Source organism: Pseudomonas sp. RGM2987, from assembly GCF_022952855.1.
In the GTDB taxonomy this organism is placed as follows: domain Bacteria; phylum Pseudomonadota; class Gammaproteobacteria; order Pseudomonadales; family Pseudomonadaceae; genus Aquipseudomonas.
Genome location: NZ_JALJDX010000155.1, coordinates 1 through 21923, shown reverse-complemented (window position 1 = coordinate 21923; position 21923 = coordinate 1). Strand labels below are relative to the sequence as shown.

The following is a 21923-nucleotide window of genomic DNA, read 5'->3' as shown; positions in this document are numbered from 1 at the left end:
TCGCCATTGAACCCATAAGGAGTGTCATGGCTCGGTCACTTGGCGACATTAAAATAGGCGTACAACCTGATGAGGAGACAGGCCATGTCCTTGCAACACAGCAGCGACGACAAGATTCAAGTGATCCGCACGCAACCGGACCAGTCCCTGGGCTGCTCGTTCATCGACGCCCAAGGGCGCGAGGTACCGATCACCGAAGACATGATCCAGAAAGCCTGCAGCGAGCTGGAAGAACGACTGGTCAAGCCTGCCGAACAAAAGTGATACAGCCCGTCTCAATTGAACCCGACCTTGATGTCGGGTTTTTTATGCCTGCAAACATTGCAGAAGCTTGCAACCAGGCTCTTGTGGCGAGGGAGCTTGCTCCCGCTCGGCCGGGCTGGCGCACCAGTGCGCAGCAGCCGCCGTTTTTTGGGCCTGCTTCGCAGTCCAGCGGGAGCAAGCTCTTATCAAACAAAATCCAACCCATTGTTTTTGCTTTTAAAAATCATGCAACTTTGACCAGTTGCATGCCCAGCTTGCGGGCCTTGCGTTCCAAGGCCCGCAGTTGCCGCCCCTGGCTTTTTTTCTCAAACTCTTCCATCCCTTTCTCGACGTAGGGCTGGCCTTGGGTGAGCATGGCGTAAATCAATCGCGCCAATTGGTGAGCCGTTGCCTTAATCGCGCAACTGGTGTCCATCCGCGTCAGGCGGGCACGGTGACTGGCACCAATGAAGCTTTTGTCCTGTCGTGCGTTGGAGGCCGCTTGCTTGAGGGCTTGGGCGGCTCGGTTAATGATTTTGGGCGCCTTACCTGGGAGCGGTTTACCTCCTGATATCCGCGTGGGAGGCGCCAGACCAAGCCAGGAGCTTAGGTGCTGCGCGCTCGGGAAACGTGATAAGTCCGGCCCCAATTCGCTGGCAAGTACCAACGCAGTATCAATACCGGTGGTGGGTATGGCCGTTAAGTCCACCCCCATGACCTTGATCAGGGCTTGGTGCAGCGCCATTTGTTCATCACCTGAGCGATGCGCACTGCGCAAAGGCTTGCTGGGCAGTCCAACCTCTTGCTGAAGAGTCGGAAGTCGCGACAGCGCGCTGGCGATGGCTTGATCGCACTCAGCGATCTGCTTCTCCAAGAAGTCGTGGCATGCCAATTCCTGGCTTAAGGCATGAAGATGTTCGGTCCGCCAGTTGCCCTGCAAGCTGCGAGCGATGGTCTGCTGATCGGCCTTGATACGCCCGTCGCGCAGGCTTGAAAGTTTTTCGGGGCAGCGCTCGCCTTGGACAATAGCTCGCAGGATTTTCAAACCCGTCACCCCGGTGATGTCGCTGATGACCTGGGCTAACTGGATGTTCATCTGAGCCAAAGCCTTTTGCATGCGATTGATCGACTTGGCTTGATCACTGACTTTGTTGGCACGCTGACGGACCAGCGAACGCATCGAGCAGATTTCATCAGAAGGGCGAAAAGCGCCGCTAAGCAGGCCATGGGTCATGAGCTGCCAGATCCACTGGCAATCAAGGACATCGGACTTACGCCCAGAGGTCTGGCGTGTGGCGCGTGAGTTGACTAGATAAACCTCGAAGCCACGCGCATCCAGCACTTCGAAAAGTGGAATCCAGTAGACACCCGTCGCTTCCATGGCCACGACCTTGATGCTCAGTGACTGAAGCCAATCGGCCAATGCAATCAAGTCATCGGTAAAGGTAGAGAACTGACGGACGGGAGAATCGTACTGCTCTGGATTGACGGCGACCCAGTGCTCACGGCTTCCCACATCGATCCCGGCACAGTGGTGATGGATAACCTCAAAACGTTTTTGATTCTTGCGCGCCATGACAATTCCTCGCAGGATTGAATGACGCGTGCGGGGTACACGGTGGCGAAAGGATTCACTCTCTTATACGAGGTCACGGCCTAGGCCGTGCCATCAACGACTCCACGCCGATACCGTGCAAGCCAGTCTCCCTCTCGGGTGCTGTCACACCAGTGCTGGTTACGGCCTTTGCCCCGCGCGCGTTCTCCAACTGTAGAGTGATCCCAGTTTGCTGCGCGACAGCGCAGCGTCGAAGACGCGGCGGGATCTCCCTCGCCACAAGAGCGTTCCAGCATCAGATAGCAGTGGCGCCCAGCGCGGTCACGATCTGCTGCAGCGCCTCGGACGGTCCCTCGATGCGCACTTTCAAGCTGTCTATTTCACGGCGTGGTGGATAGTGCTTGCGCAGGGCATCGAACGCGCTGCGCTGCTCACTGACCGAGCCGACCAGGCTACGGCGAAAATCCGCATCGTCGCGACGCGGGTCGTACACGCCACGGCATAGCGCGGCCAGGGCCCAGGCGGGGTCGGTTTCGGCGTCGAGGCTGACGCCACCCAGCCAAGGCTTGGGCAGCAGGTCCTGGAGGCTCACCTCCACAGGCCGTTCCAGAAAACCGCACAAGGCTTCATAGATCTGCGCGGTGCCGCGCTGGCGGCCATCGAGGCTGTAGCCGGCAATGTGCGGGGTGGCGATCACGCACAGGTCAGCCAGGTCGACATCCACCGTCGGCTCCTGCTCCCAGACATCCAATACTGCCTGCAGGTCTTCCCGGGCGAGCAAGACCTCGCGCAGCGCCGCGTTATCGATCACCGGACCACGGGCCGCATTGATCAGCCAGGTGCCCGGCTTCAGCCGGTTCAGGCGCGCCGCGTCGAACAGGTGCCAGGTCGGTTGCTCGCCGTCACGGGTCAACGGGGTGTGCAGGCTGATGACATCGCACTGCTCGATGATCTGCTCCAGGCTCACATACTCACCGCCCTCGGCCGCCTGACGCGGCGGATCGCAGACTTTCACGGCCCAGCCAAGGCCCTTGAGCACCTCGATCAAGCGCCCGCCCACCTGGCCTGCGCCAACTACGCCAAAGGTCCGCTGGCCGAGGTCCGCGCCTTCGATTTCCGCCAGGGTCATCAAGCTGCCCAGAACGTAGTCCACCACACCTCGGGCGTTGCAGCCCGGCGCGCTCGCCCAGCGGATACCGGCCTCGGCGAAATAGCTCAGGTCCAGGTGATCGGTGCCGATGGTGCAGGTGCCGACGAAGCGCACCTTGCTGCCCTCCAGCAGCGCCCGATTGACCTGGCTGACCGAGCGCACCAGCAACACGTCGGCCTGCTCGACCATCGCCCGATCAATGCCCCGCCCGGCCACTCGATGGATTTCACCGAAACCTTGAAAGAATGCATCAAGCAGGGGAATGTTTTCGTCGGCGACGATCAGCATGGCAAAGCTCCTTTGGCGGGGTGGGCAGTGTAGGCGTTCCGGGCAGCCCGTGCATTCTTCAGTGAACGCCGTTGTGGCGAGGGAGCTTGCTCCCGCTGGACTGCGCAGCAGGCCTGAAAATACCGGCGGCTGCTACGTGCGCCAGCCCGGCCGAGCGGGAGCAAGCTCCCTCGCCACAGAAAGGCTGCTCATGCACTGGTTTTACAAATTCCCAACACAGGTTTTTTCCTGACCATTGCGTCAAGGCGTAGAATCCGCCGCCTTGCGCTTATTCTTTTCGGACGCTTCGCCTGTGAAACCTGTGAACGACACACCCGTCACCCTCTCCCGCCCGGCCCGGGTTCGCCTGGAGCTCAAGACGCTGCTGGCCCTGGCGCTGCCGATCATGGTGGCGCAACTGGCGACCACCGCCATGGGCTTCGTCGATGCGGTGATGGCCGGCCGCGTCGGCCCGAGGGACCTGGCAGCAGTCGCGCTGGGTAACTCGATCTGGGTGCCGGTGTTCCTGTTGATGACCGGCACGCTGCTGGCGACCACGCCGAAAGTCGCCCAGCGCTTTGGCGCCGGTACGTTCGACGAGATCGGCCCACTGGTGCGCCAGGCGTTGTGGCTGGCGTTGGTGGTGGGACTGATCGCCACACTGGCGCTGTTCAGCGCCGAGCCGATCCTGCACATCATGAAGGTCGACCCCGAACTGATCGGCCCGTGCATGGAATACCTGCGGGGCATCGGCAGCGGCCTGCCGGCGGTGGCCCTGTACCACGTGCTCCGCTGTTTCAGCGATGGCCTGGGCCGTACCCGACCGGCCATGGTGCTGGGCCTGTGCGGGCTGGCGCTGAACATTCCGCTCAATTACATCTTCATTTACGGCCACCTGGGCGTGCCCGCCATGGGCGGTGTCGGTTGCGGCTGGGCCACGGCCATCGTGATGTGGGTCATGGCGTTGGGCATGGCAGGCTGGGCACGCTGGGCGCCGGCCTATCAGTCGAGCCGCTTGTTCAGTCGTTTCGACTGGCCGCAATGGGCCGTCATCAAGCGCCTGCTGGGCATCGGCCTGCCAATCGGCATCGCGGTGTTTGCCGAGTCGAGTATTTTCGCGGTGATCGCGCTGCTGATCGGCAGCCTCGGCGCCACGGTGGTGGCCGGCCACCAGATCGCGCTGAACTTCAGTTCGCTGGTGTTCATGATCCCCTATTCCCTGGGCATGGCCGTGACGGTGCGGGTTGGCCAGGCACTGGGACGGCGCCAACCTCGCGAGGCGCGCTTCGCCGCCGGGGTCGGCATGGGCACGGCGCTGGCGTATGCGTGCCTGTCAGCGAGCCTGATGTTCCTCTTGCGCGAGCCCATCGCTGCGATCTATACCGCCGACCCGGTGGTGATCGAAGTGGCGTCGATGCTGATCGTCTACGCGGCGCTGTTTCAGTTTTCCGATGCGATCCAGGTGACGGCAGCCGGCGCGTTGCGCGGCTACCAGGACACCCGGGTGACGATGATCCTGACGCTGTTTGCCTATTGGGGCATCGGTCTGCCCGTGGGTTACGCCCTGGGCCTGACCGATTGGCTTGGCGCAGCCAGCGGCCCGAGCGGTTTGTGGCAAGGCCTGATCGTCGGCTTGAGCTGCGCGGCACTGATGCTGTCGATCCGCCTGACACGCAGCGCGCGCAAGCAAATCCGTATCAGCAGCCGCCCAGCGGATCAGGCGAGTTTCTTGCGAATCCAGTAGCGGTAGGTCCCGTCCACCTCGTCCTGGGCCACCAGCTCGTGGTCGAGAAACACGCAGAACTTGGGGATGTCGCGGCGGGTCGAGGGGTCGGTGGCAATCACCTTTAACAGTCCGCCGGGGGCCAGGTCGCGAATGTGCTGGTGCAGCATCATCACCGGCTCCGGGCAGTTGAGGCCGGTGGCGTCCAGCGTGCCGTCGACCGGCGTGTCGTTCATTTCACTCATGTTCTACTCCTGAAACCGGCCGGCATTGTCGCGCAATGTCGGCGCCCTTAACAGACTCACATCAATTCCTGTGGCGAGGGAGCTTGCTCCCGCTCGGCTGCGTAGCAGTCGTCGCTTTCTGGTCGGGGGTTGCTTCGCAACCCAGCGGGAGCAAGCTCCCTCGCCACAAAAGCCGTTCTGCAGCGCATCAGCGGGATTTTGGCTTTTTGGTATCCAGTCGCCGCAGATGGCAGGTCACTTCTTCGCGGTCGTGATACAGCTGCTTGCAGCCGATCTCCACCTTGATGCCCCGGGCCTTGAAACCCTCGGCGATGCGTTCGAGCAGCCGCTTCACTTCGGCATAGCGCTGTTTCATCGGCAACTTGAGGTTGACCACCGCCTCGCGGCAATGGCCTTCGCCAATCCACTCTTCGAGCATGGCCGCGTTGCGCGCCGGCTTCTCGACGATGTCGCAGACCATCCAGTCCACCGGCTGCTTGGGTTTGAAGGTAAAGCCGTCCGCCATCAGATGCTGCACCAGCCCCGTGTCCATCAGGCTTTCGGCCATCGGACCGTTGTCGATGGCGGTCACGAGCATCCCGCGATTGACCAACTGCCAGGTCCAACCGCCCGGCGCGGCACCGAGATCGACACCGGTCATGTCACTGTGCAGGCGCTCGTCCCACTGATCGCGAGGGATGAAATGGTGCCAGGCTTCTTCGAGCTTGAGGGTGGAACGGCTCGGCGCCTCCCGAGGGAACTTCAGGCGTGGAATGCCCATGGGCCACATCGCCGAGTTGTCAGCGTCGGCCAGGCCCAGGAACACTTCGCGCCCACTCTTGAAAGTCAGCAACAGGCGCGGCTTATGCGCATCCTCCACCAATTTGCCTGCGGCGGTCAGCGCCTTGCGCAACGGGCCTTCGAATTTCTTGCAGAAGTTCGACAGCTCCTTGCCATCGTTGGTGTCCACCACTTCCAGCCACACACTGCCGCAAGTCGGAAACGCGGTCATATGGGCCAGGATGACGCTGATCCGGTCGGTTTCCGGCAAGTCGATGAAAGTGCCGCGCGCCCACTGGCGCGGAAAAATCAGCTCGGCGAAACGCAGGCCGCGCATCAACCGCTCGGCGCCGTCGTCTTGCGTACAGACGAATTCGGCGCAGGCACTGGCCGGCTTGGCCTTGGCGTAGCCCGCCACGTTGAGTCGCACCGCGTGGTCGGCGATCTCGGAACAGACCTCGCCTTCGAAGCCCGGCCGGCAGTGCATGAAAAGCGTGTTCATTGAAACTCCGTAGCAAAGCCTGTCACGAAAACCGCCGCATGATAGCGGAGTTCTGAACCCCGGACCCGCCCCTGGTGTCCTGTGATTAGTCAGAAGCTCAAAACAGGGCTAGGTTAAAGGCTCTGTCCGTCCCGTCAGTCCGTAGCCGTGCGGACTCAAAGGAGTCATTTCAATGCCGTCCCTCGATAGCCTGAAAACCCTTAAGACACTGCAAGTCGACGCCAGGACCTACCACTATTTCAGCCTGCCGGACGCCGCCCGGAGCCTGGGCGACCTGAACAAGTTGCCGATGTCGCTGAAAGTGCTGCTGGAAAACCTGTTGCGCTGGGAAGATGAAAAAACCGTCACCGGCGCCGACCTCAAGGCCCTGGCCGGCTGGCTCAAGGAGCGGCGTTCGGACCGCGAAATCCAGTACCGCCCGGCGCGGGTGCTGATGCAGGATTTCACCGGCGTTCCCGCTGTGGTCGACCTGGCGGCCATGCGCGCCGCCGTGGAAAAGGCCGGTGGCGATCCGCAGCGGATCAACCCGCTCTCCCCCGTGGACCTGGTGATCGACCACTCGGTGATGGTGGATAAATTCGCCAGCAGCCAGGCCTTCGAGCAGAACGTCGACATCGAAATGCAGCGCAACGGCGAGCGCTATGCCTTCCTACGCTGGGGCCAGAGCGCCTTCGACAACTTCAGCGTGGTGCCGCCGGGCACCGGCATCTGCCACCAGGTCAATCTTGAATACCTGGGCCGCACCATCTGGACCCGCGAAGAAGACGGCCGTACCTACGCATTCCCGGACACCCTGGTGGGCACCGACTCCCACACCACCATGATCAACGGCCTCGGCGTGCTCGGCTGGGGCGTGGGTGGGATCGAGGCCGAAGCGGCCATGCTCGGCCAGCCGGTGTCGATGCTGATTCCCGAAGTCATCGGTTTCAAGCTCACCGGTAAGCTGCGCGAAGGCATCACCGCCACCGACCTGGTGCTGACGGTTACGCAGATGTTGCGCAAGAAAGGCGTGGTGGGCAAATTCGTCGAGTTCTACGGGGACGGCCTCGCCGACCTGCCCCTGGCCGACCGCGCCACCATCGCCAACATGGCCCCGGAATACGGCGCCACCTGTGGCTTCTTCCCGGTGGACGAAGTGACCCTGGATTACCTGCGCCTGTCGGGGCGGCCAGTGGAAACCGTGAAGCTGGTGGAAGCCTATTGCAAGGCCCAGGGCCTGTGGCGCCTGCCCGGCCAGGAACCGGTGTTCACCGACAGCCTGGAGCTGGACATGGGCAGCGTCGAGGCCAGCCTCGCCGGGCCCAAACGCCCTCAGGACCGGGTTTCACTGCCGAATGTCGGCCAGGCCTTCAGTGATTTCCTCGGCCTGCAAATAAAACCCACCAGCAAGGAAGAAGGCCGTCTGGAAAGCGAAGGCGGCGGTGGCGTCGCGGTGGGTAACGCCGATCAGGTCGGCGAAACCGAGTACGAGTTCGAAGGACACACCCATCGCCTGAAAAACGGCGCAGTGGTGATCGCCGCCATCACCTCCTGCACCAACACCTCCAACCCCAGCGTGATGATGGCCGCCGGACTGCTGGCGAAAAAGGCTGTGGAAAAAGGCCTCACCCGCAAGCCTTGGGTCAAGAGTTCCTTGGCGCCCGGCTCCAAGGTGGTCACCGATTACTACCAGGCCGCCGGCCTGACCGAGTACCTGGATAAACTCGGCTTTGCCCTGGTGGGCTATGGCTGCACCACCTGTATCGGTAACTCCGGACCGTTGCCGGAGCCGATCGAGAAAGCCATCCAGAAAGCCGACCTGACCGTGGCATCGGTCTTGTCGGGCAACCGCAACTTCGAAGGCCGGGTGCATCCGCTGGTGAAAACCAACTGGCTGGCCTCGCCGCCGCTGGTGGTCGCCTACGCCTTGGCCGGCACCGTGCGCATCGACATCAGCAGCGAGCCGCTGGGCAACGACCGGGACGGCAAGCCGGTGTACCTGCGCGACATCTGGCCCAGCAGCCAGGAAGTGGCCGAGGCCGTGGCCCGGGTGAACACCAGCATGTTCCATAAGGAATACGCGGCGGTGTTTGCCGGCGACGAGCAATGGCAGGCCATCGAAGTGCCGCAGGCCGCCACGTATGTCTGGCAGGCCGATTCGACCTACATCCAGCATCCACCGTTCTTCGATGGCATCGGCGGGCCGCCCCCGGCGGTCAAGAACATCGAGGGTGCGCGGGTCCTGGCGCTGCTGGGGGACTCGGTAACTACCGACCACATCTCCCCCGCCGGCAACATCAAGACCGACAGCCCGGCCGGCCGCTACCTGCGCGAACAGGGCGTGGAGCCGCGGGATTTCAACTCCTACGGCTCAAGGCGCGGCAACCATCAGGTGATGATGCGCGGCACCTTCGCCAATATCCGCATTCGTAATGAAATGCTCGACGGCGAAGAGGGCGGCAACACGATCTACATCCCAAGTGGCGAACGGATGCCGATCTACGACGCCGCCATGCTGTACCAGGCCAAGGGCACGCCACTGGTGGTGATCGCCGGCCAGGAATATGGCACCGGATCGAGCCGGGACTGGGCGGCCAAGGGCACGAACCTGCTGGGGGTCAAGGCGGTGATCGCCGAGAGCTTCGAGCGTATCCACCGTTCCAACCTGGTGGGGATGGGTGTGCTGCCGCTGCAATTCAAGCTCGACCAGAATCGCAAGAGCCTGAACCTCACTGGCAAGGAAACCCTGGACATCCTCGGCCTGGACGGCGTCGAGCTGACGCCGCGGATGAACCTGCCGCTGGTCATCACCCGCGAGGACGGTAGCCAGGAACGGATCGAAGTGCTGTGCCGGATCGATACCTTGAATGAAGTGGAATACTTCAAGGCGGGCGGGATCCTGCACTATGTCCTGCGCCAATTGATTGCAGGTTAAAGCGCAATCCCTGTGGGAGCCGAGCTTGCTCCGAGCGGCGTTCCGACGATGGCGGAGGGTCAGCCTGCATCTGCTCTGGATGTTCTGCCGTCATCGCGAGCAGGCTCGCTCCCACAAGGGAACTGTGTCGAACGCTGAATCCGTGAACAAGCGGAATCCACTGTGGGTGGGGGCTTGCTCGCGAAGACGATCGGTCTGTTGTTGAAACAGGGACTGATACAGCGCCTTCGCGAGCAAGCCCGCTCCCACAGACCTACCCTAGCCAATGGCATCCATCGCCCGATCAGTCGCCGTTTTCGCATCGACCCACCTATAATCTTTCCCCCTGGCGCTCACGGAACAGAGTCAGCCTACCGTTCACCTCTCCTACGCATGAATCTGCAGGGATACAAAATGTGCTCTTTGCGTGACAAGGCGGCGTCGTAGATGCGGCGGCCACGTTCGCCCAAAGCGTCACAGTCTAAAAGGATGTTATATGCCCGCTCTACCCTGGCCTTACCTGGCCCTTCTTTCGATCGGCTATGGCTTGGCCCTGGCTTATGGCCAACTGGCCTGGACGGCCGGCATTTCGCTCGCACTGCTGTTGTTTGCCGGCTACGCGGTGCGCCAGCGGGAAATGCCGGTTGGCCGGTTCCTCGGGCATGTGCTGTTTCTGGTGATGGCCCTGGCGTTGGCGATGCACTGGATGCCGGGCTTTTTCAACGGCCGGGCCATCGCGGCGCAACGCTTGACCGATGATGCGGCACGCTTTGCCATGTACTTGAACCAGGACAAGCCGTTGATCGGCTTCTGGCTACTGCTGGCCTGCCCGTGGATCGTCGGTCGGCGCTCGTTTCGTTTATCTGTCTATGCCACCGCCCTCGGCCTGGGCCTGAGCGCGGTCCTGGCCCTGGGTGGAGCCCTGCTGCTGGGGATGATCCACTGGGCCCCGAAATGGCCGGAGCAGACCTGGATCTGGGTCCTCAACAACCTTTTGTTGGTCACGCTGGTGGAGGAAGCGCTGTTTCGTGGCTACATTCAAGGGGGCCTGAGCCGACGCTTCAAGCACCTGGACCAGGGCGACAACCTGGCGTTGCTCCTGGCCTCGCTGCTGTTCGGCCTGGTGCATGCGGGGGCGGGCTGGCAATGGGTCCTGCTGTCTGGCCTGGCGGGTATCGGCTACGGCCTCGCGTATCGGTTTGGCGGCCTAGGCGCGGCGATTGCTACGCACTTCGTGCTTAATCTGCTTCACTTCACCCTGTTTACCTATCCGATGCTGGCGTAGGACCGCAGGGTAAAAATTACCTCAACTAAAACCTGGCTGCGCCGACAACCCTTCAAAGCCTTGCGGATTTGCACACCATGCGTAACAACCAACCCGTCACACAACGCGAAAGGACCTTCCCGGCCCAGCAACGATTGATCTCCACCACCAATGCCAAGGGTGTGATCACCTACTGCAATGATGCATTTGTCGAGATCAGCGGATTTTCCAAGGAAGAGCTGATCCATGCACCGCACAACCTGGTGCGTCACCCCGATGTGCCATCCGCCGTGTTCGCCCATATGTGGGACACGCTCAAACAAGGCTTGCCATGGATGGGCATCGTCAAGAACCGCTGCAAGAGCGGCGATCATTATTGGGTCAACGCCTACGTCACGCCCGTGTTCGAGGGCAACCAGGTGGTGGGCTACGAGTCGGTACGGGTCAAGCCCACCGCCGAACAGATCGCCCGGGCCGAAGCACTGTACAAGCGCATCAACCAGGGCAAGCCCGCTGTCCCGAGCAGCGACAAGTGGATGCCGATGCTGCAGGACTGGCTGCCGTTTATCCTGGTCAGCCAATTGAGCTTCGTCGTGGGCGCGTTCTTGAACTCCCATTGGGGCTTCGCCCTGGCCGCGGTGCTGTCAGTGCCACTGGGGCTGCTGGGGCTGCAATGGCAGCAACGTGGAATCAAGCGTCTGCTGCGCCTGGCCGAGCAGACGACGTCCGATCCGCTGATCGCGCAGATGTACACCGATAGCCGTGGCGCCCAGGCGCGCCTGGAAATGTCGATCCTCAGTCAGGAGGCGCGCCTGAAGACCTGCCTGACCCGTCTGCAGGACACCGCCGAGCACCTGAACGAACAGGCTCGTCAGTCCAACACCCTGGCCCACGACAGTTCCAACGGCCTGGAACGCCAGCGCCTGGAAACCGAGCAGGTCGCCACCGCAGTCAACCAGATGGCCGCTACCACCCAGGAAGTCGCCAGCCACGTGCAACGCACCGCCGACGCCACCCAGGAAGCCAATCGCCTGACCGGCCGGGGCCGCGACATCGCCGGAGAAACCCGCGAAGCCATCGAACGCCTGTCGGTGGTGGTCGGCGAGACCGGCCAGACCGTGACCCAGCTGGCCAAGGACAGCGACGAGATCGGCGGCGTGGTGGATGTGATCAAGGGCATCGCCGACCAGACCAACCTGCTGGCGCTCAATGCCGCCATTGAAGCGGCCCGTGCCGGTGAGATGGGCCGTGGCTTTGCCGTAGTGGCCGACGAAGTGCGGCAACTGGCGCAACGCACCAGCGAGTCCACCGGGCAGATCCATGCGCTGATCGCCAAGCTCCAGCAGACCGCCAACAACGCCGTACAGACCATGGACGCCGGGCACCGCCAGGCCGAAGAAGGCGTGGCGCGGGTGATGGAAGCCGACCAGGCGTTGGTGGGCATCAGCGAAGCGGTCGCCAATATCACCGACATGACCACCCAGATCGCCGCCGCCACCGAGGAACAGAGTTCGGTGGCTGAGGAGATCAGCCGCAACATCAGCAACATCTCGGAACTGGCCGACCAGACCTCGGGCCAGGCCCACAGCTCGGCGCTGCTGAGCGAAGAACTGACCCGCACGGCCAATACGCAGTATTCGTTGGTGGAGCGGTTTAACCGCTGAAGGATGCCTACTCAATAAAAAGCCGGGAAGGTGTTACTTCCCGGTTTTTTATTGCCAAGGGAAAAGTGATGCCGCGCGAGCAGCCGTCTTCGCGAGCAAGCCCGCTCCCACAGGGGATTGCGGTTCTTCCAGCAAATGCATTCCAATGTGGGAGCGGGCTTGCTCGCGAAGAGGCCGGAACAGTCAACCTCACTTCTGCAGAAGAAACCCCGCCACCGCCTGCGCCGCCGTCTCCAGATGCTGCCCATGGCTGAACCCCGAAGCCTTGAGCGGCTTCAGATCATGATCCCCCGCCTCCAGCCACAACACTTCGATACTCGGTGACAACGCATACCCTGCCACCCCTTCACGATTACCCAACGCATCGCGCCCGCCCTGCACGATCAGGGTCCGGGTTTTCAACGCGGCCAGATGTTCAACCCGCGGCTTCTCCGGTTTACCCACCGCATAAAAGGGATACCCCAGGCACACCAGCGCATCGCAGCCAAGCTCATCGGCCAGCAGACTCGCCATCCTCCCGCCCATGGACTTGCCGCCGATGGCCAGCCGTCCAGCGACATAAGGCCGCACCGTGGCGTACACCTCACGCCAGCATTCCAGCAACCTGGGGGCTGGATTGGGTGGGCGTTTGCCACCGTCCACGCGTCGTTGGGCCATGTAGGGAAATTCGAAGCGCAACACGTTGACCCCATGCGCAACAAGGCGCGCGGCCATTTCGTTCATGAAGCTGCTGTCCATCGGCGCGCCGGCGCCGTGGGCAAGGATCAGGGTGGGCGCCCCGCCACCCGCGCCCGATTGCGCAGCCGTCCACAGCCAGCCGTGTTGCGCCACGCACCGCGCCCATTGATCCCCGTCAATACTGGCCTTGTGCTGTTTCTCCATGCTTGCCTCGCTTTCAGTCTGCCTATAACTCCAGGCGAAGCATGCGGCACTGCCTCGCGCAGGCGCTCACTTCGGCTGAACCGTGGATGGGGAACCATGAACACTTCTATCAGTACCGCCTACAACTACAAGGTGGTCCGCCAATTCGCCATTATGACGGTGGTGTGGGGCATCGTCGGCATGGGCCTCGGGGTTTTTCTCGCCGCCCAATTGGTCTGGCCACAGCTCAACTTCGATTTGCCCTGGACCAGCTTCGGCCGCCTGCGCCCGCTGCACACCAACGCGGTGATCTTCGCCTTCGGTGGCTGTGCGTTGTTCGCCAGTTCGTTCTATTCGGTGCAGCGCACCTGCCAGACCCAGCTGTTTGCGCCGAAAATCGCCGCATTCTGCTTCTGGGGCTGGCAACTGGTGATCCTGCTGGCGGCCATCAGCCTGCCACTGGGCTACACCAGTTCCAAGGAATACGCCGAACTGGAATGGCCGATCGACATCCTGATCACCATCGTCTGGGTTGCCTACGCCATCGTCTTCTTTGGCACCGTGGCCAAGCGCAACACCAAGCACATCTATGTCGGTAACTGGTTCTTCGGCGGGTTCATCTTGACCGTGGCGATCCTGCACATCGTCAACAACCTGGAACTGCCGGTCAGCTTGACCAAGTCCTACTCGGTATACGCCGGGGCCACCGATGCGATGGTGCAGTGGTGGTACGGGCACAACGCCGTGGGCTTTTTCCTCACCGCCGGTTTCCTGGGGATGATGTATTACTTCGTGCCCAAGCAGGCCGAGCGTCCGGTGTATTCCTATCGCTTGTCCATCGTCCACTTCTGGGCGCTGATTACCCTGTACATCTGGGCCGGCCCTCACCACTTGCACTACACCGCGTTGCCGGACTGGGCGCAATCGCTGGGCATGGTGATGTCGCTGATCCTGCTGGCGCCCAGCTGGGGCGGCATGATCAACGGCATGATGACCCTCTCGGGTGCCTGGCATAAGTTGCGCAGCGACCCGATCCTGCGCTTCCTGGTGGTGTCCCTGGCGTTCTACGGCATGTCGACCTTCGAAGGTCCGATGATGGCGATCAAGACCGTCAACGCCCTCTCCCACTACACCGACTGGACCATCGGTCACGTCCACGCCGGCGCACTCGGCTGGGTGGCGATGATCTCCATCGGCGCGCTGTACCACATGATCCCGAAAGTCTTCGGCCGGCCACAGATGCACAGCATCGGTCTGATCAACGCGCACTTCTGGCTCGCCACCATCGGCACGGTGCTGTACATCGCCTCGATGTGGGTCAACGGCATCGCCCAGGGCCTGATGTGGCGCGCGGTGAACGAGGACGGCACGCTGACCTACTCCTTCGTCGAAACCCTGGTGGCCAGTCACCCGGGCTTCGTCGTGCGCTTGGCGGGCGGTTCGATTTTCCTCATCGGCATGCTGCTGATGGCCTACAACACTTGGCGCACCGTGCGGGCCTACCAGCCTGCCGAAGCCGCCGCTGCCGCGCAGATGGCTTGAGGAGTCCGCCATGAAACACGAAGCAATCGAAAAAAACGTCGGCCTGCTGATGCTGCTGATGGTGCTGGCCGTGAGCATCGGTGGCCTGACCCAGATCGTGCCGCTGTTCTTCCAGGACGTGACCAACAAACCGGTGGACGGCATGAAGCCCTACACCGCGCTGCAATTGGAAGGCCGCGATATCTACATCCGCGAAGGCTGCGTCGGCTGCCACTCGCAGATGATCCGACCGTTCCGCGCCGAGACCGAGCGCTACGGCCACTACTCGGTGGCGGGCGAAAGCGTCTGGGACCACCCGTTCCTGTGGGGCTCCAAGCGGACCGGGCCGGACCTGGCCCGGGTCGGCGCGCGCTATTCCGATGACTGGCACCGCGCGCACTTGTACAACCCACGCAACGTCGTGCCCGAGTCGAAAATGCCCGCCTATCCCTGGCTGGTGACCCAGGCCGTGGACAGCAGCCACACCGAAGCCAAGCTGCGGGCCATGCGCACCCTCGGCGTGCCGTACACCGACGACGACATCAGCGGTAGCGTGGCCTCGCTCAAGGGCAAGACCGAAATGGACGCACTGGTGGCCTACCTGCAAGTGCTGGGCACTGCCATCAAGAGCAAGAGGTAAGCCCCTATGTTCCTTGAAATGAGCACTGGAATGATCCGCGGCCTGGGCACGGTCGTGGTGTTCGTGGCCTTCATCGGCCTGACCCTGTGGGTCTTCAGCAGCAAGCGCGGCCCGGAATTCGCCCAGGCGCGCCTGCTGCCGTTCGCCGACGAACCACCTGCCGACAATGCCAACCCTCAAGACCCTGCAACAAGGAGTACCCGGCCATGACCACCTTCTGGAGTACGTGGATCTGCGTACTGACCCTCGGCAGCCTGATCGGCCTGACCTGGCTGCTGATCGGCACTCGCAAGGGCGAGACCAAGGGCAGCGTCGACCAGACCATGGGCCACAGCTTCGACGGCATCGAGGAATACGACAACCCGCTGCCCCAGTGGTGGTTCCTGTTGTTCGCTGGCACTTTGGTTTTTTCTGTCGGCTACCTGATCCTTTATCCGGGGCTGGGCAATTGGAAAGGCATCCTGCCCGGCTACGAAAATGGCTGGACCGGCGCCCTTGAATGGGAAAAGGAAATGGCCAAGGCCGACGCGAAATTCGGGCCGATCTTCGCCAAATTCGCCGCAATGCCAGTGGAGGAAGTCGCCAAGGATCCGCAAGCCTTGAAGATGGGCGGTCGCCTGTTCGCCTCCAACTGCTCGGTCTGCCATGGCTCTGACGCCAAGGGCGCCTTCGGCTTCCCGAACCTGGCCGACAACAATTGGCGCTGGGGCGGCGCGGCCGACACCATCAAGGCCACCATCCTGGGCGGCCGCATGGCGGCAATGCCAGCCTGGGGCGAAATACTCGGGGATACCGGGGTCAAGAACGTGGCCGCCTATGTGCGCCACGAGCTGGCCGGCCTACCACTGCCGAGCGACAGCGGTGCCGACCTGCAAGCCGGTCAGCAGACATTCAACACCACCTGCGTCGCCTGCCACGGCGCGAACGGCCAGGGCAACGAAGCCATGGGCGCGCCGAACCTGACGCAACCGACCGGTTTTATCTACGGCACCAGCCTGGCGCAGTTGCAACAAACCATTCGCCATGGCCGCCAAGGCCATATGCCGGCGCAAAGCGAACTGCTCGGCAATGACAAGGTGCAACTGCTCGCCGCCTACGTCTACAGCCTGTCCCACAACGCTGGCGCCGAGCGCCTGCAAGCTGAACACAAAAGTGAATAAATCCTGACCACACGAACAGCCGCATCATTCAGATGCGGCAGTTCCGTGCCCTTGCGCGACGCATTGTCGCACCCTCCCATGGTCTGCCTTTCGGTTCCCCGGAATCGGGTCTAAGCTTGCCTCTGCGTGCACTGGCGACTGCCGGTTTCAGGTCGACCCGACCCGATGTGTTCGACAATCGTTCGACAAAAACGCCGTAAAGACAGGCAGATACCGGCTACTGCGACAATGGCCGCGTATCGCCCGAACGTCGTGTTTGAACACACCTCGTTACAACCGACCCGACCCCCTCGCCTCTTTCCTTGGTTACGACATTTTACCGTGGGCCGATTTTGTCCCTACACGGAACATGGAAAGGCCGCAGAATCAGCGTTGGAAAGCATTGACCGAGGTCATGGCGCGTTGCAATGACCCCCCGCTTTCTCCATACTTGCGACCGATTTTTATCCTAATAAAACACCCAAACCGTGGAACCTTAGAATGAGCACAGCAATCAGTCCGACTGCTTATAACTATAAGGTAGTCCGCCAGTTCGCCATCATGACGGTGGTCTGGGGGATCCTTGGCATGGGGCTTGGTGTCTTCATCGCCTCGCAACTGGTCTGGCCGGAGTTGAACTTCGATCTGCCATGGACGACATTTGGACGCCTGCGCCCGCTGCACACCAACCTGGTGATCTTCGCCTTCGGTGGTTGTGCGTTGTTTGCCACTTCTTACTACGTCGTGCAGCGAACCTGCCAAACGCGACTGATTTCCGACAGCCTCGCCGCCTTCACCTTCTGGGGTTGGCAAGCGGTCATCGTTGGCGCCATCGTGACCTTGCCCATGGGCTTGACCACCACCAAGGAATACGCGGAGCTGGAATGGCCGCTGGCTATTCTGCTGGCCATTGTCTGGGTGACCTACGGCCTGGTGTTCTTCGGCACCATCGTCAAGCGCAAGACCAAGCACATCTACGTCGGCAACTGGTTCTACGGTGCGTTCATCGTCGTGACCGCCATGCTGCACATCGTCAACCACATGTCGCTGCCGGTCAGCCTGTTCAAGTCGTACTCGGCCTACTCGGGGGCGACCGACGCGATGATCCAGTGGTGGTACGGCCACAACGCGGTGGGTTTCTTCCTGACCACCGGTTTCTTGGGGATGATGTACTACTTCGTGCCGAAACAGGCCGAGCGTCCGATCTATTCCTATCGCCTGTCCATCGTCCACTTCTGGGCACTGATCACCCTGTACATCTGGGCCGGTCCGCACCACCTGCACTACACCGCGTTGCCGGACTGGGCGCAGTCCCTGGGCATGGCCATGTCGATCATCCTGCTGGCGCCAAGCTGGGGTGGCATGATCAACGGCATGATGACCCTGTCGGGTGCCTGGCATAAGTTGCGCACCGACCCGATCCTGCGCTTCCTGGTGGTATCCCTGGCGTTCTACGGCATGTCGACCTTCGAAGGCCCGATGATGGCCATCAAGACCGTGAACTCTCTGAGCCACTACACCGACTGGACCATCGGCCACGTACACGCCGGTGCGCTCGGCTGGGTAGCGATGATCTCCATCGGCGCCATCTACCACATGATCCCGAAACTGTTCGGTCGTGCGCAGATGCACAGCACTCCCCTGATCAACGCGCACTTCTGGCTCGCGACCATCGGTACCGTGCTCTACATCGCCTCGATGTGGGTCAACGGCATCACCCAAGGCCTGATGTGGCGCGCGATCAACGACGACGGCACCCTGACCTACTCGTTCGTCGAAGCGCTGCAAGCCAGCCACCCTGGCTATATCGTGCGTGCCCTGGGCGGTGCGTTCTTCGCCAGTGGCATGTTGTTCATGGCCTACAACGTGTACCGCACCGTTCGTGCCTCTGACCCGGCTGAAGCTGAAGCCGCCGCCAAGATCGCCGTAGTTGGAGCTCACTGATGAAGCACGAAGCAGTAGAGAAGAATATCGGCCTGCTGGCCTTCTTCATGGTCATCGCCGTGAGCATCGGCGGCCTGACCCAGATCGTTCCGCTGTTCTTCCAGGATGTGACCAACAAGCCGGTCGAGGGCATGAAGCCGCGTACCGCCCTTGAGCTGGAAGGCCGCGACATCTACATCGCCAACGGCTGTGTCGGCTGCCACTCGCAGATGATCCGTCCGTTCCGCGCCGAGACCGAACGCTACGGCCACTACTCGGTCGCCGGCGAAAGCGTCTGGGACCACCCGTTCCTGTGGGGTTCCAAGCGTACCGGTCCGGACCTGGCCCGTGTTGGCGGTCGTTACTCCGATGACTGGCACCGTGCGCACTTGTACAACCCGCGCAACGTGGTGCCCGAGTCGAAAATGCCGGCCTACCCGTTTCTCGTAGAAAACAAGCTCGACGGCAAAGACACCGCGAAAAAAATGGAAGTCCTGCGCACCCTGGGCGTGCCTTACACCGACGAAGACATCGCCGGTGCCAGGGATGCCGTGAAGGGCAAGACCGAAATGGACGCGCTGGTGGCCTATCTGCAAGGCCTGGGCACCATCATCAAAAGCAAACGGTGATTCTTAATGGATATCGGGATGATTCGCGGCCTGGGCACCGTCGTCGTAATGGTGGCTTTCATCGGCCTGGCCCTGTGGGTGTTCAGCCCCAAGCGCAAGTCGGAGTTTGACGACGCGACCTTGCTGCCGTTCGCGGATGATCCCGAAGCCATCAAGCACGTCGAGCAAGCTTCTAGGAGTAACAAAGAATGACTACATTCTGGAGTCTGTACGTCACAGTCCTCAGCCTGGGAACGATTTTCTCCCTGACCTGGCTGCTGCTGTCGACCCGCAAGGGCCAGCGCAGCGAAGCCACCGAAGAGACGGTCGGCCACTCCTTCGACGGGATCGAGGAGTACGACAACCCGCTGCCGAAATGGTGGTTCATGCTGTTCGTCGGCACCATCGTGTTCGCCCTCGGCTACCTGGTGCTCTACCCGGGCCTGGGCAACTGGAAAGGCCTGCTGCCAGGTTATAACTACCTGGACACCGAAAAGCAGACCGCCTTCGCCAACGGCCAGACCGGCTGGACCGGCGTTCACGAGTGGGAAAAGGAAATGGCTCGTTCGGACGCCAAGTTCGGTCCGATCTTCGCCAAGTTCGCTTCCATGCCCATCGAAGAAGTCGCCAAGGACCCGCAAGCCCTGAAAATGGGTGGCCGTCTGTTTGCCTCCAACTGCTCGGTCTGCCACGGTTCCGACGCCAAGGGCGCCTACGGTTTCCCGAACCTGACCGACGCCGACTGGCGCTGGGGCGGTGAGCCGGAAACCATCAAGACCACCGTCATGGGTGGCCGTCACGCGGTGATGCCGGGTTGGGCTGCGGTGGTTGGCGAGCAAGGCGTTGCCGACGTCGCCTCGTACCTGGTGACCGGCCTGCACGGTCGCAAGCTGCCGGAAGGCGCCAAGGCCGACCCCGCCAACGGTCAGAAGCTGTTCGCCGCCAACTGCGTGGCCTGCCACGGTCCCGCCGGCAAGGGCACGCCTGCCATGGGCGCACCGGACCTGACGCACCCGGCGGCGTTCATCTATGGATCGAGCTTCGCTCAACTGCAGCAGACCATCCGCTACGGTCGCCAGGGCCAGATGCCGGCCCAGGCCGACCTGCAAGGCAACGACAAGGTCCACTTGCTGGCCGCCTATGTCTACAGCCTGTCTCACGGCGAAAAGGCTCCGGCCGCTGACGCCCAGTAAGACATTCGCCTGATACGCGAAAGGCCCCGTCATTCACATTGACGGGGCCTTTTTTGTAGCCGCTCCGATACGACGGGCCCGTTCCTCTTGCCCGCGCCCAGCACAAGTAGTAACGTGCCTACATTAAAGTTCAATAAGGGCACGACCATGTCCATCACCACCATTTCCAGCCGCGAATTCAACCACGACACAAGTGGTGCCAAAAAAGCCAGCCGTGAAGGGCCGGTCATCATCACCGACCGTGGCAAGCCGGCCCATGTACTGCTAAGCATTGAGGAGTACCAGAAACTGACCGGCATTGGCGCCAGCATGGTCGAGTTGCTGGTCATGCCCGATGCGCCGGATATCGATTTCGACACCGAGCGCGCCGTCATTACTCCTCGAGCGGTAGACCTGTCCTGATGTATCTACTCGACACCAATGTCATTTCGGAACTGCGCAAACCCCAGGCCGACAGGAACGTGCAGGCCTGGGCCCGCAGCGTGCCGGCCCCCAGCTTGTATGTCTCGGCGATTACCGTATTGGAACTGGAAACCGGCGTATTGCGCTTCGAACGCAAGGATCCGAATCAAGGCAGGCGCCTGCGCGCGTGGCTGGATAATCATGTCCTGCCCGCGTTTGCCGGCCGGATCCTGGCGGTGGACCGCGCCGTGGCATTGCGCTGCGCTCGCCTGCACGTGCCTGATCGCAGCAACGAATGCGACGCGCTGATTGCCGCCACTGCACTGATCCACGGCCTGACGGTGGTCACCCGCAACGTTGCGGACTTTGAGCCCAGCGGGGTCACGCTGCTCAATCCGTGGGTGGCCTGACACGGCGTCGCAATGGCCCATCGGTTGACGGCCCGGGACGATCGAGCCACCGATTGCCTGATGCGCCCGAAGCTGGTCCAATGCCCCGGCACTGATACACAGGCCATGACTGACAAGGAAAGAGTGCAATGGAAGGCATCAAAGCGCTTGATTCGAGCACCGCCAGCGGTTTCATCTGCATGAGCCGCGTCGATGTCTGACGCGCTCTGGGCTGCCCGCCTGGGCGATGCGCTGGAGCACACCTCGATGATGGCCGACATTCTCGGCGGCGTCCTGGAAGTGGCAGCCAATATCGCGATCACCGCCCTGGCGACGGCTGCCGTGGTCGCGGCCACCGGTATCACCGTGGTCACTGGCGGCCTCGGCTGCTTCGTTCTCGGCCTGGTGGTTGGCACCATTGTCGGCCTGGCCATGAGCAAGACCGGGGCCGACAAGGGCTTGAGCAATTTATGCGAGGGCATCGGCAACGCCCTCTTTCCGCCCACGGTGCAGGCCAACATCCTCACCGGCTCCACCGACACCCTGACCAACAATATTCCTGCCGCCCGCGCCGCCGGAGCCATCGAGTCCCACGTCGCGCCGGCCGGCACCGAGCTGGAAGCCCCCGAGCCGCAAGCCGAGCCCAGCTACCTGGACATGGCCGAGAGCTTCTTCTCACAGATGTGGCGCCCCACCGTCGCCACCCCCGCCCCCGGCGCCGTGCCCAAGCCGCTGGACATGATCGTGTGCATAAAGCACCCGCCAATGCCGCCGCAGTTTTTGGCCGAAGGCTCGGACAAGGTCACCATCAACGGCCAGCCCGCTGTGCGCAGCGGCGACCGCAGCACCTGCGACGCCAAGGTCGTGTCGTCCGGGCTGATTTCCTCCAACGTCACCATCGGCGGCGGTTCGGTGGTGGTGCGTGAGATTCGCAGTGGCAAGACGCCGGGCGTGGGGTTGGCGGTGACGGCGCTGCTGATGC

21 protein-coding genes are annotated in these 21923 nt (G+C 62.1%); 16 read left to right on the top strand and 5 right to left on the bottom strand.

What is annotated here, in order from left to right; genetic code table 11:
• Positions 1-84 precede the first annotated feature (84 nt).
• On the top strand, positions 85-264 hold the full coding sequence (locus tag RGM2987_RS06615) for a PA1571 family protein (RefSeq protein ID WP_245139313.1): 180 nt from the start codon (positions 85-87) through the stop codon (positions 262-264).
• Positions 265-487: 223 nt separating this feature from the next.
• Here the strand turns inward: RGM2987_RS06615 and RGM2987_RS06610 are convergent, their stop codons facing one another.
• Both RGM2987_RS06610 and pdxB read right to left on the bottom strand, forming a co-directional pair.
• The gene (locus RGM2987_RS06610; protein WP_245139312.1) at positions 488-1819 is read right to left on the bottom strand and encodes an IS110 family transposase; all 1332 of its coding nucleotides are present in this window, start codon (positions 1817-1819) and stop codon (positions 488-490) included.
• Between the two features lie 274 nt (positions 1820-2093).
• Positions 2094-3236 carry a 4-phosphoerythronate dehydrogenase PdxB gene (gene pdxB, locus RGM2987_RS06605; RefSeq protein WP_245139311.1) on the bottom strand — a complete coding sequence of 381 codons (1143 nt, stop codon included), beginning with the start codon at positions 3234-3236 and terminating at the stop codon, positions 2094-2096.
• Positions 3237-3528: 292 nt separating this feature from the next.
• On the opposite strand from pdxB, the gene RGM2987_RS06600 reads away from it, so the two are divergent.
• A complete protein-coding gene (locus tag RGM2987_RS06600; RefSeq protein ID WP_348529623.1) occupies positions 3529-4959 on the top strand; it encodes an MATE family efflux transporter in 1431 nt (476 codons plus the stop codon).
• On the opposite strand, the gene tusA is transcribed toward RGM2987_RS06600, so the two are convergent.
• Together tusA and rlmM are read right to left on the bottom strand one after the other, a co-directional pair.
• Entirely contained in the window at positions 4932-5183 is a 252-nt protein-coding gene (gene tusA / locus RGM2987_RS06595) for a sulfurtransferase TusA (protein ID WP_245139309.1), read from the bottom strand. The genes RGM2987_RS06600 and tusA overlap by 28 nt on opposite strands.
• Positions 5184-5370: 187 nt before the next feature.
• On the bottom strand, positions 5371-6444 hold the full coding sequence (gene rlmM / locus RGM2987_RS06590; RefSeq protein WP_245139308.1) for a 23S rRNA (cytidine(2498)-2'-O)-methyltransferase RlmM: 1074 nt from the start codon (positions 6442-6444) through the stop codon (positions 5371-5373).
• A gap of 172 nt (positions 6445-6616) precedes the next feature.
• On the opposite strand from rlmM, the gene acnA reads away from it, so the two are divergent.
• The 3 genes from acnA (at position 6617) to RGM2987_RS06575 (ending at position 12265) form a co-directional block, all read left to right on the top strand.
• Positions 6617-9358, top strand: a complete 2742-nt coding sequence (acnA, locus tag RGM2987_RS06585) for an aconitate hydratase AcnA (protein WP_245139307.1) — start codon at positions 6617-6619, stop codon at positions 9356-9358.
• 475 nt (positions 9359-9833) lie between these two features.
• Positions 9834-10622, top strand: a complete 789-nt coding sequence (locus RGM2987_RS06580; RefSeq protein WP_245139306.1) for a CPBP family intramembrane glutamic endopeptidase — start codon at positions 9834-9836, stop codon at positions 10620-10622.
• Between the two features lie 77 nt (positions 10623-10699).
• Positions 10700-12265, top strand: a complete 1566-nt coding sequence (locus RGM2987_RS06575) for a PAS domain-containing methyl-accepting chemotaxis protein (RefSeq protein ID WP_245139305.1) — start codon at positions 10700-10702, stop codon at positions 12263-12265.
• Positions 12266-12454: 189 nt separating this feature from the next.
• On the opposite strand, the gene RGM2987_RS06570 is transcribed toward RGM2987_RS06575, so the two are convergent.
• Positions 12455-13147, bottom strand: a complete 693-nt coding sequence (locus RGM2987_RS06570) for an alpha/beta family hydrolase (RefSeq protein ID WP_245139304.1) — start codon at positions 13145-13147, stop codon at positions 12455-12457.
• Positions 13148-13243: 96 nt separating this feature from the next.
• On the opposite strand from RGM2987_RS06570, the gene ccoN (RGM2987_RS06565) reads away from it, so the two are divergent.
• The 11 genes from ccoN (RGM2987_RS06565) to RGM2987_RS06515 all read left to right on the top strand — a co-directional run.
• Positions 13244-14668 (top strand): cytochrome-c oxidase, cbb3-type subunit I, encoded by a 1425-nt coding sequence (gene ccoN, locus RGM2987_RS06565; protein WP_245139303.1) that lies wholly within the window; start codon positions 13244-13246, stop codon positions 14666-14668.
• A gap of 10 nt (positions 14669-14678) precedes the next feature.
• Positions 14679-15287, top strand: coding sequence for a cytochrome-c oxidase, cbb3-type subunit II (gene ccoO / locus RGM2987_RS06560; RefSeq protein WP_245139302.1), 609 nt, complete (start codon positions 14679-14681; stop codon positions 15285-15287).
• Between the two features lie 6 nt (positions 15288-15293).
• A complete protein-coding gene (locus RGM2987_RS06555) occupies positions 15294-15497 on the top strand; it encodes a cbb3-type cytochrome c oxidase subunit 3 (RefSeq protein ID WP_245139301.1) in 204 nt (67 codons plus the stop codon).
• On the top strand, positions 15494-16447 hold the full coding sequence (ccoP, locus tag RGM2987_RS06550) for a cytochrome-c oxidase, cbb3-type subunit III (protein WP_245139300.1): 954 nt from the start codon (positions 15494-15496) through the stop codon (positions 16445-16447). The genes RGM2987_RS06555 and ccoP (RGM2987_RS06550) overlap by 4 nt, the downstream gene beginning before the upstream one ends.
• Before the next feature lie 480 nt (positions 16448-16927).
• Positions 16928-18370: a cytochrome-c oxidase, cbb3-type subunit I gene (gene ccoN / locus RGM2987_RS06545; protein ID WP_047703838.1), complete on the top strand. Its 1443-nt coding sequence runs from the start codon at positions 16928-16930 to the stop codon at positions 18368-18370.
• Positions 18370-18978, top strand: coding sequence for a cytochrome-c oxidase, cbb3-type subunit II (ccoO, locus tag RGM2987_RS06540; protein WP_245139299.1), 609 nt, complete (start codon positions 18370-18372; stop codon positions 18976-18978). Before ccoN (RGM2987_RS06545) ends, ccoO (RGM2987_RS06540) begins: the two co-directional genes overlap by 1 nt.
• A 6-nt stretch (positions 18979-18984) precedes the next feature.
• Positions 18985-19170: a CcoQ/FixQ family Cbb3-type cytochrome c oxidase assembly chaperone gene (locus RGM2987_RS06535; RefSeq protein WP_003183474.1), complete on the top strand. Its 186-nt coding sequence runs from the start codon at positions 18985-18987 to the stop codon at positions 19168-19170.
• Entirely contained in the window at positions 19167-20150 is a 984-nt protein-coding gene (ccoP, locus tag RGM2987_RS06530) for a cytochrome-c oxidase, cbb3-type subunit III (protein WP_245139298.1), read from the top strand. Before RGM2987_RS06535 ends, ccoP (RGM2987_RS06530) begins: the two co-directional genes overlap by 4 nt.
• Positions 20151-20297: 147 nt before the next feature.
• Positions 20298-20552 (top strand): type II toxin-antitoxin system Phd/YefM family antitoxin, encoded by a 255-nt coding sequence (locus RGM2987_RS06525; RefSeq protein WP_245139297.1) that lies wholly within the window; start codon positions 20298-20300, stop codon positions 20550-20552.
• Complete coding sequence (locus RGM2987_RS06520) at positions 20552-20962, top strand: type II toxin-antitoxin system VapC family toxin (RefSeq protein ID WP_245139296.1); 411 nt, start codon at positions 20552-20554, stop codon at positions 20960-20962. The genes RGM2987_RS06525 and RGM2987_RS06520 overlap by 1 nt, the downstream gene beginning before the upstream one ends.
• A gap of 192 nt (positions 20963-21154) precedes the next feature.
• The coding region (locus RGM2987_RS06515; RefSeq protein WP_245139295.1) for a PAAR domain-containing protein at positions 21155-21923 on the top strand (769 nt) is incomplete at its 3' end.

What these genes read in the sequence shown, in the direction of transcription:
- RGM2987_RS06525 (WP_245139297.1), top strand. Translation starts at nt 20,298, where the DNA reads ATGTCCATCACCACCATTTCCAGCCGCGAATTCAACCACGACACAAGT.
- ccoP (WP_245139300.1), top strand. Translation starts at nt 15,494, where the DNA reads ATGACCACCTTCTGGAGTACGTGGATCTGCGTACTGACCCTCGGCAGC.
- ccoO (WP_245139302.1), top strand. Translation starts at nt 14,679, where the DNA reads ATGAAACACGAAGCAATCGAAAAAAACGTCGGCCTGCTGATGCTGCTG.
- pdxB (WP_245139311.1), bottom strand. Translation starts at nt 3,236, where the DNA reads ATGCTGATCGTCGCCGACGAAAACATTCCCCTGCTTGATGCATTCTTT.
- ccoN (WP_047703838.1), top strand. Translation starts at nt 16,928, where the DNA reads ATGAGCACAGCAATCAGTCCGACTGCTTATAACTATAAGGTAGTCCGC.
- acnA (WP_245139307.1), top strand. Translation starts at nt 6,617, where the DNA reads ATGCCGTCCCTCGATAGCCTGAAAACCCTTAAGACACTGCAAGTCGAC.
- tusA (WP_245139309.1), bottom strand. Translation starts at nt 5,183, where the DNA reads ATGAGTGAAATGAACGACACGCCGGTCGACGGCACGCTGGACGCCACC.
- ccoP (WP_245139298.1), top strand. Translation starts at nt 19,167, where the DNA reads ATGACTACATTCTGGAGTCTGTACGTCACAGTCCTCAGCCTGGGAACG.
- RGM2987_RS06570 (WP_245139304.1), bottom strand. Translation starts at nt 13,147, where the DNA reads ATGGAGAAACAGCACAAGGCCAGTATTGACGGGGATCAATGGGCGCGG.
- RGM2987_RS06555 (WP_245139301.1), top strand. Translation starts at nt 15,294, where the DNA reads ATGTTCCTTGAAATGAGCACTGGAATGATCCGCGGCCTGGGCACGGTC.
- RGM2987_RS06575 (WP_245139305.1), top strand. Translation starts at nt 10,700, where the DNA reads ATGCGTAACAACCAACCCGTCACACAACGCGAAAGGACCTTCCCGGCC.
- RGM2987_RS06610 (WP_245139312.1), bottom strand. Translation starts at nt 1,819, where the DNA reads ATGGCGCGCAAGAATCAAAAACGTTTTGAGGTTATCCATCACCACTGT.
- ccoN (WP_245139303.1), top strand. Translation starts at nt 13,244, where the DNA reads ATGAACACTTCTATCAGTACCGCCTACAACTACAAGGTGGTCCGCCAA.
- RGM2987_RS06580 (WP_245139306.1), top strand. Translation starts at nt 9,834, where the DNA reads ATGCCCGCTCTACCCTGGCCTTACCTGGCCCTTCTTTCGATCGGCTAT.
- rlmM (WP_245139308.1), bottom strand. Translation starts at nt 6,444, where the DNA reads ATGAACACGCTTTTCATGCACTGCCGGCCGGGCTTCGAAGGCGAGGTC.
- RGM2987_RS06520 (WP_245139296.1), top strand. Translation starts at nt 20,552, where the DNA reads ATGTATCTACTCGACACCAATGTCATTTCGGAACTGCGCAAACCCCAG.
- RGM2987_RS06615 (WP_245139313.1), top strand. Translation starts at nt 85, where the DNA reads ATGTCCTTGCAACACAGCAGCGACGACAAGATTCAAGTGATCCGCACG.
- ccoO (WP_245139299.1), top strand. Translation starts at nt 18,370, where the DNA reads ATGAAGCACGAAGCAGTAGAGAAGAATATCGGCCTGCTGGCCTTCTTC.
- RGM2987_RS06535 (WP_003183474.1), top strand. Translation starts at nt 18,985, where the DNA reads ATGGATATCGGGATGATTCGCGGCCTGGGCACCGTCGTCGTAATGGTG.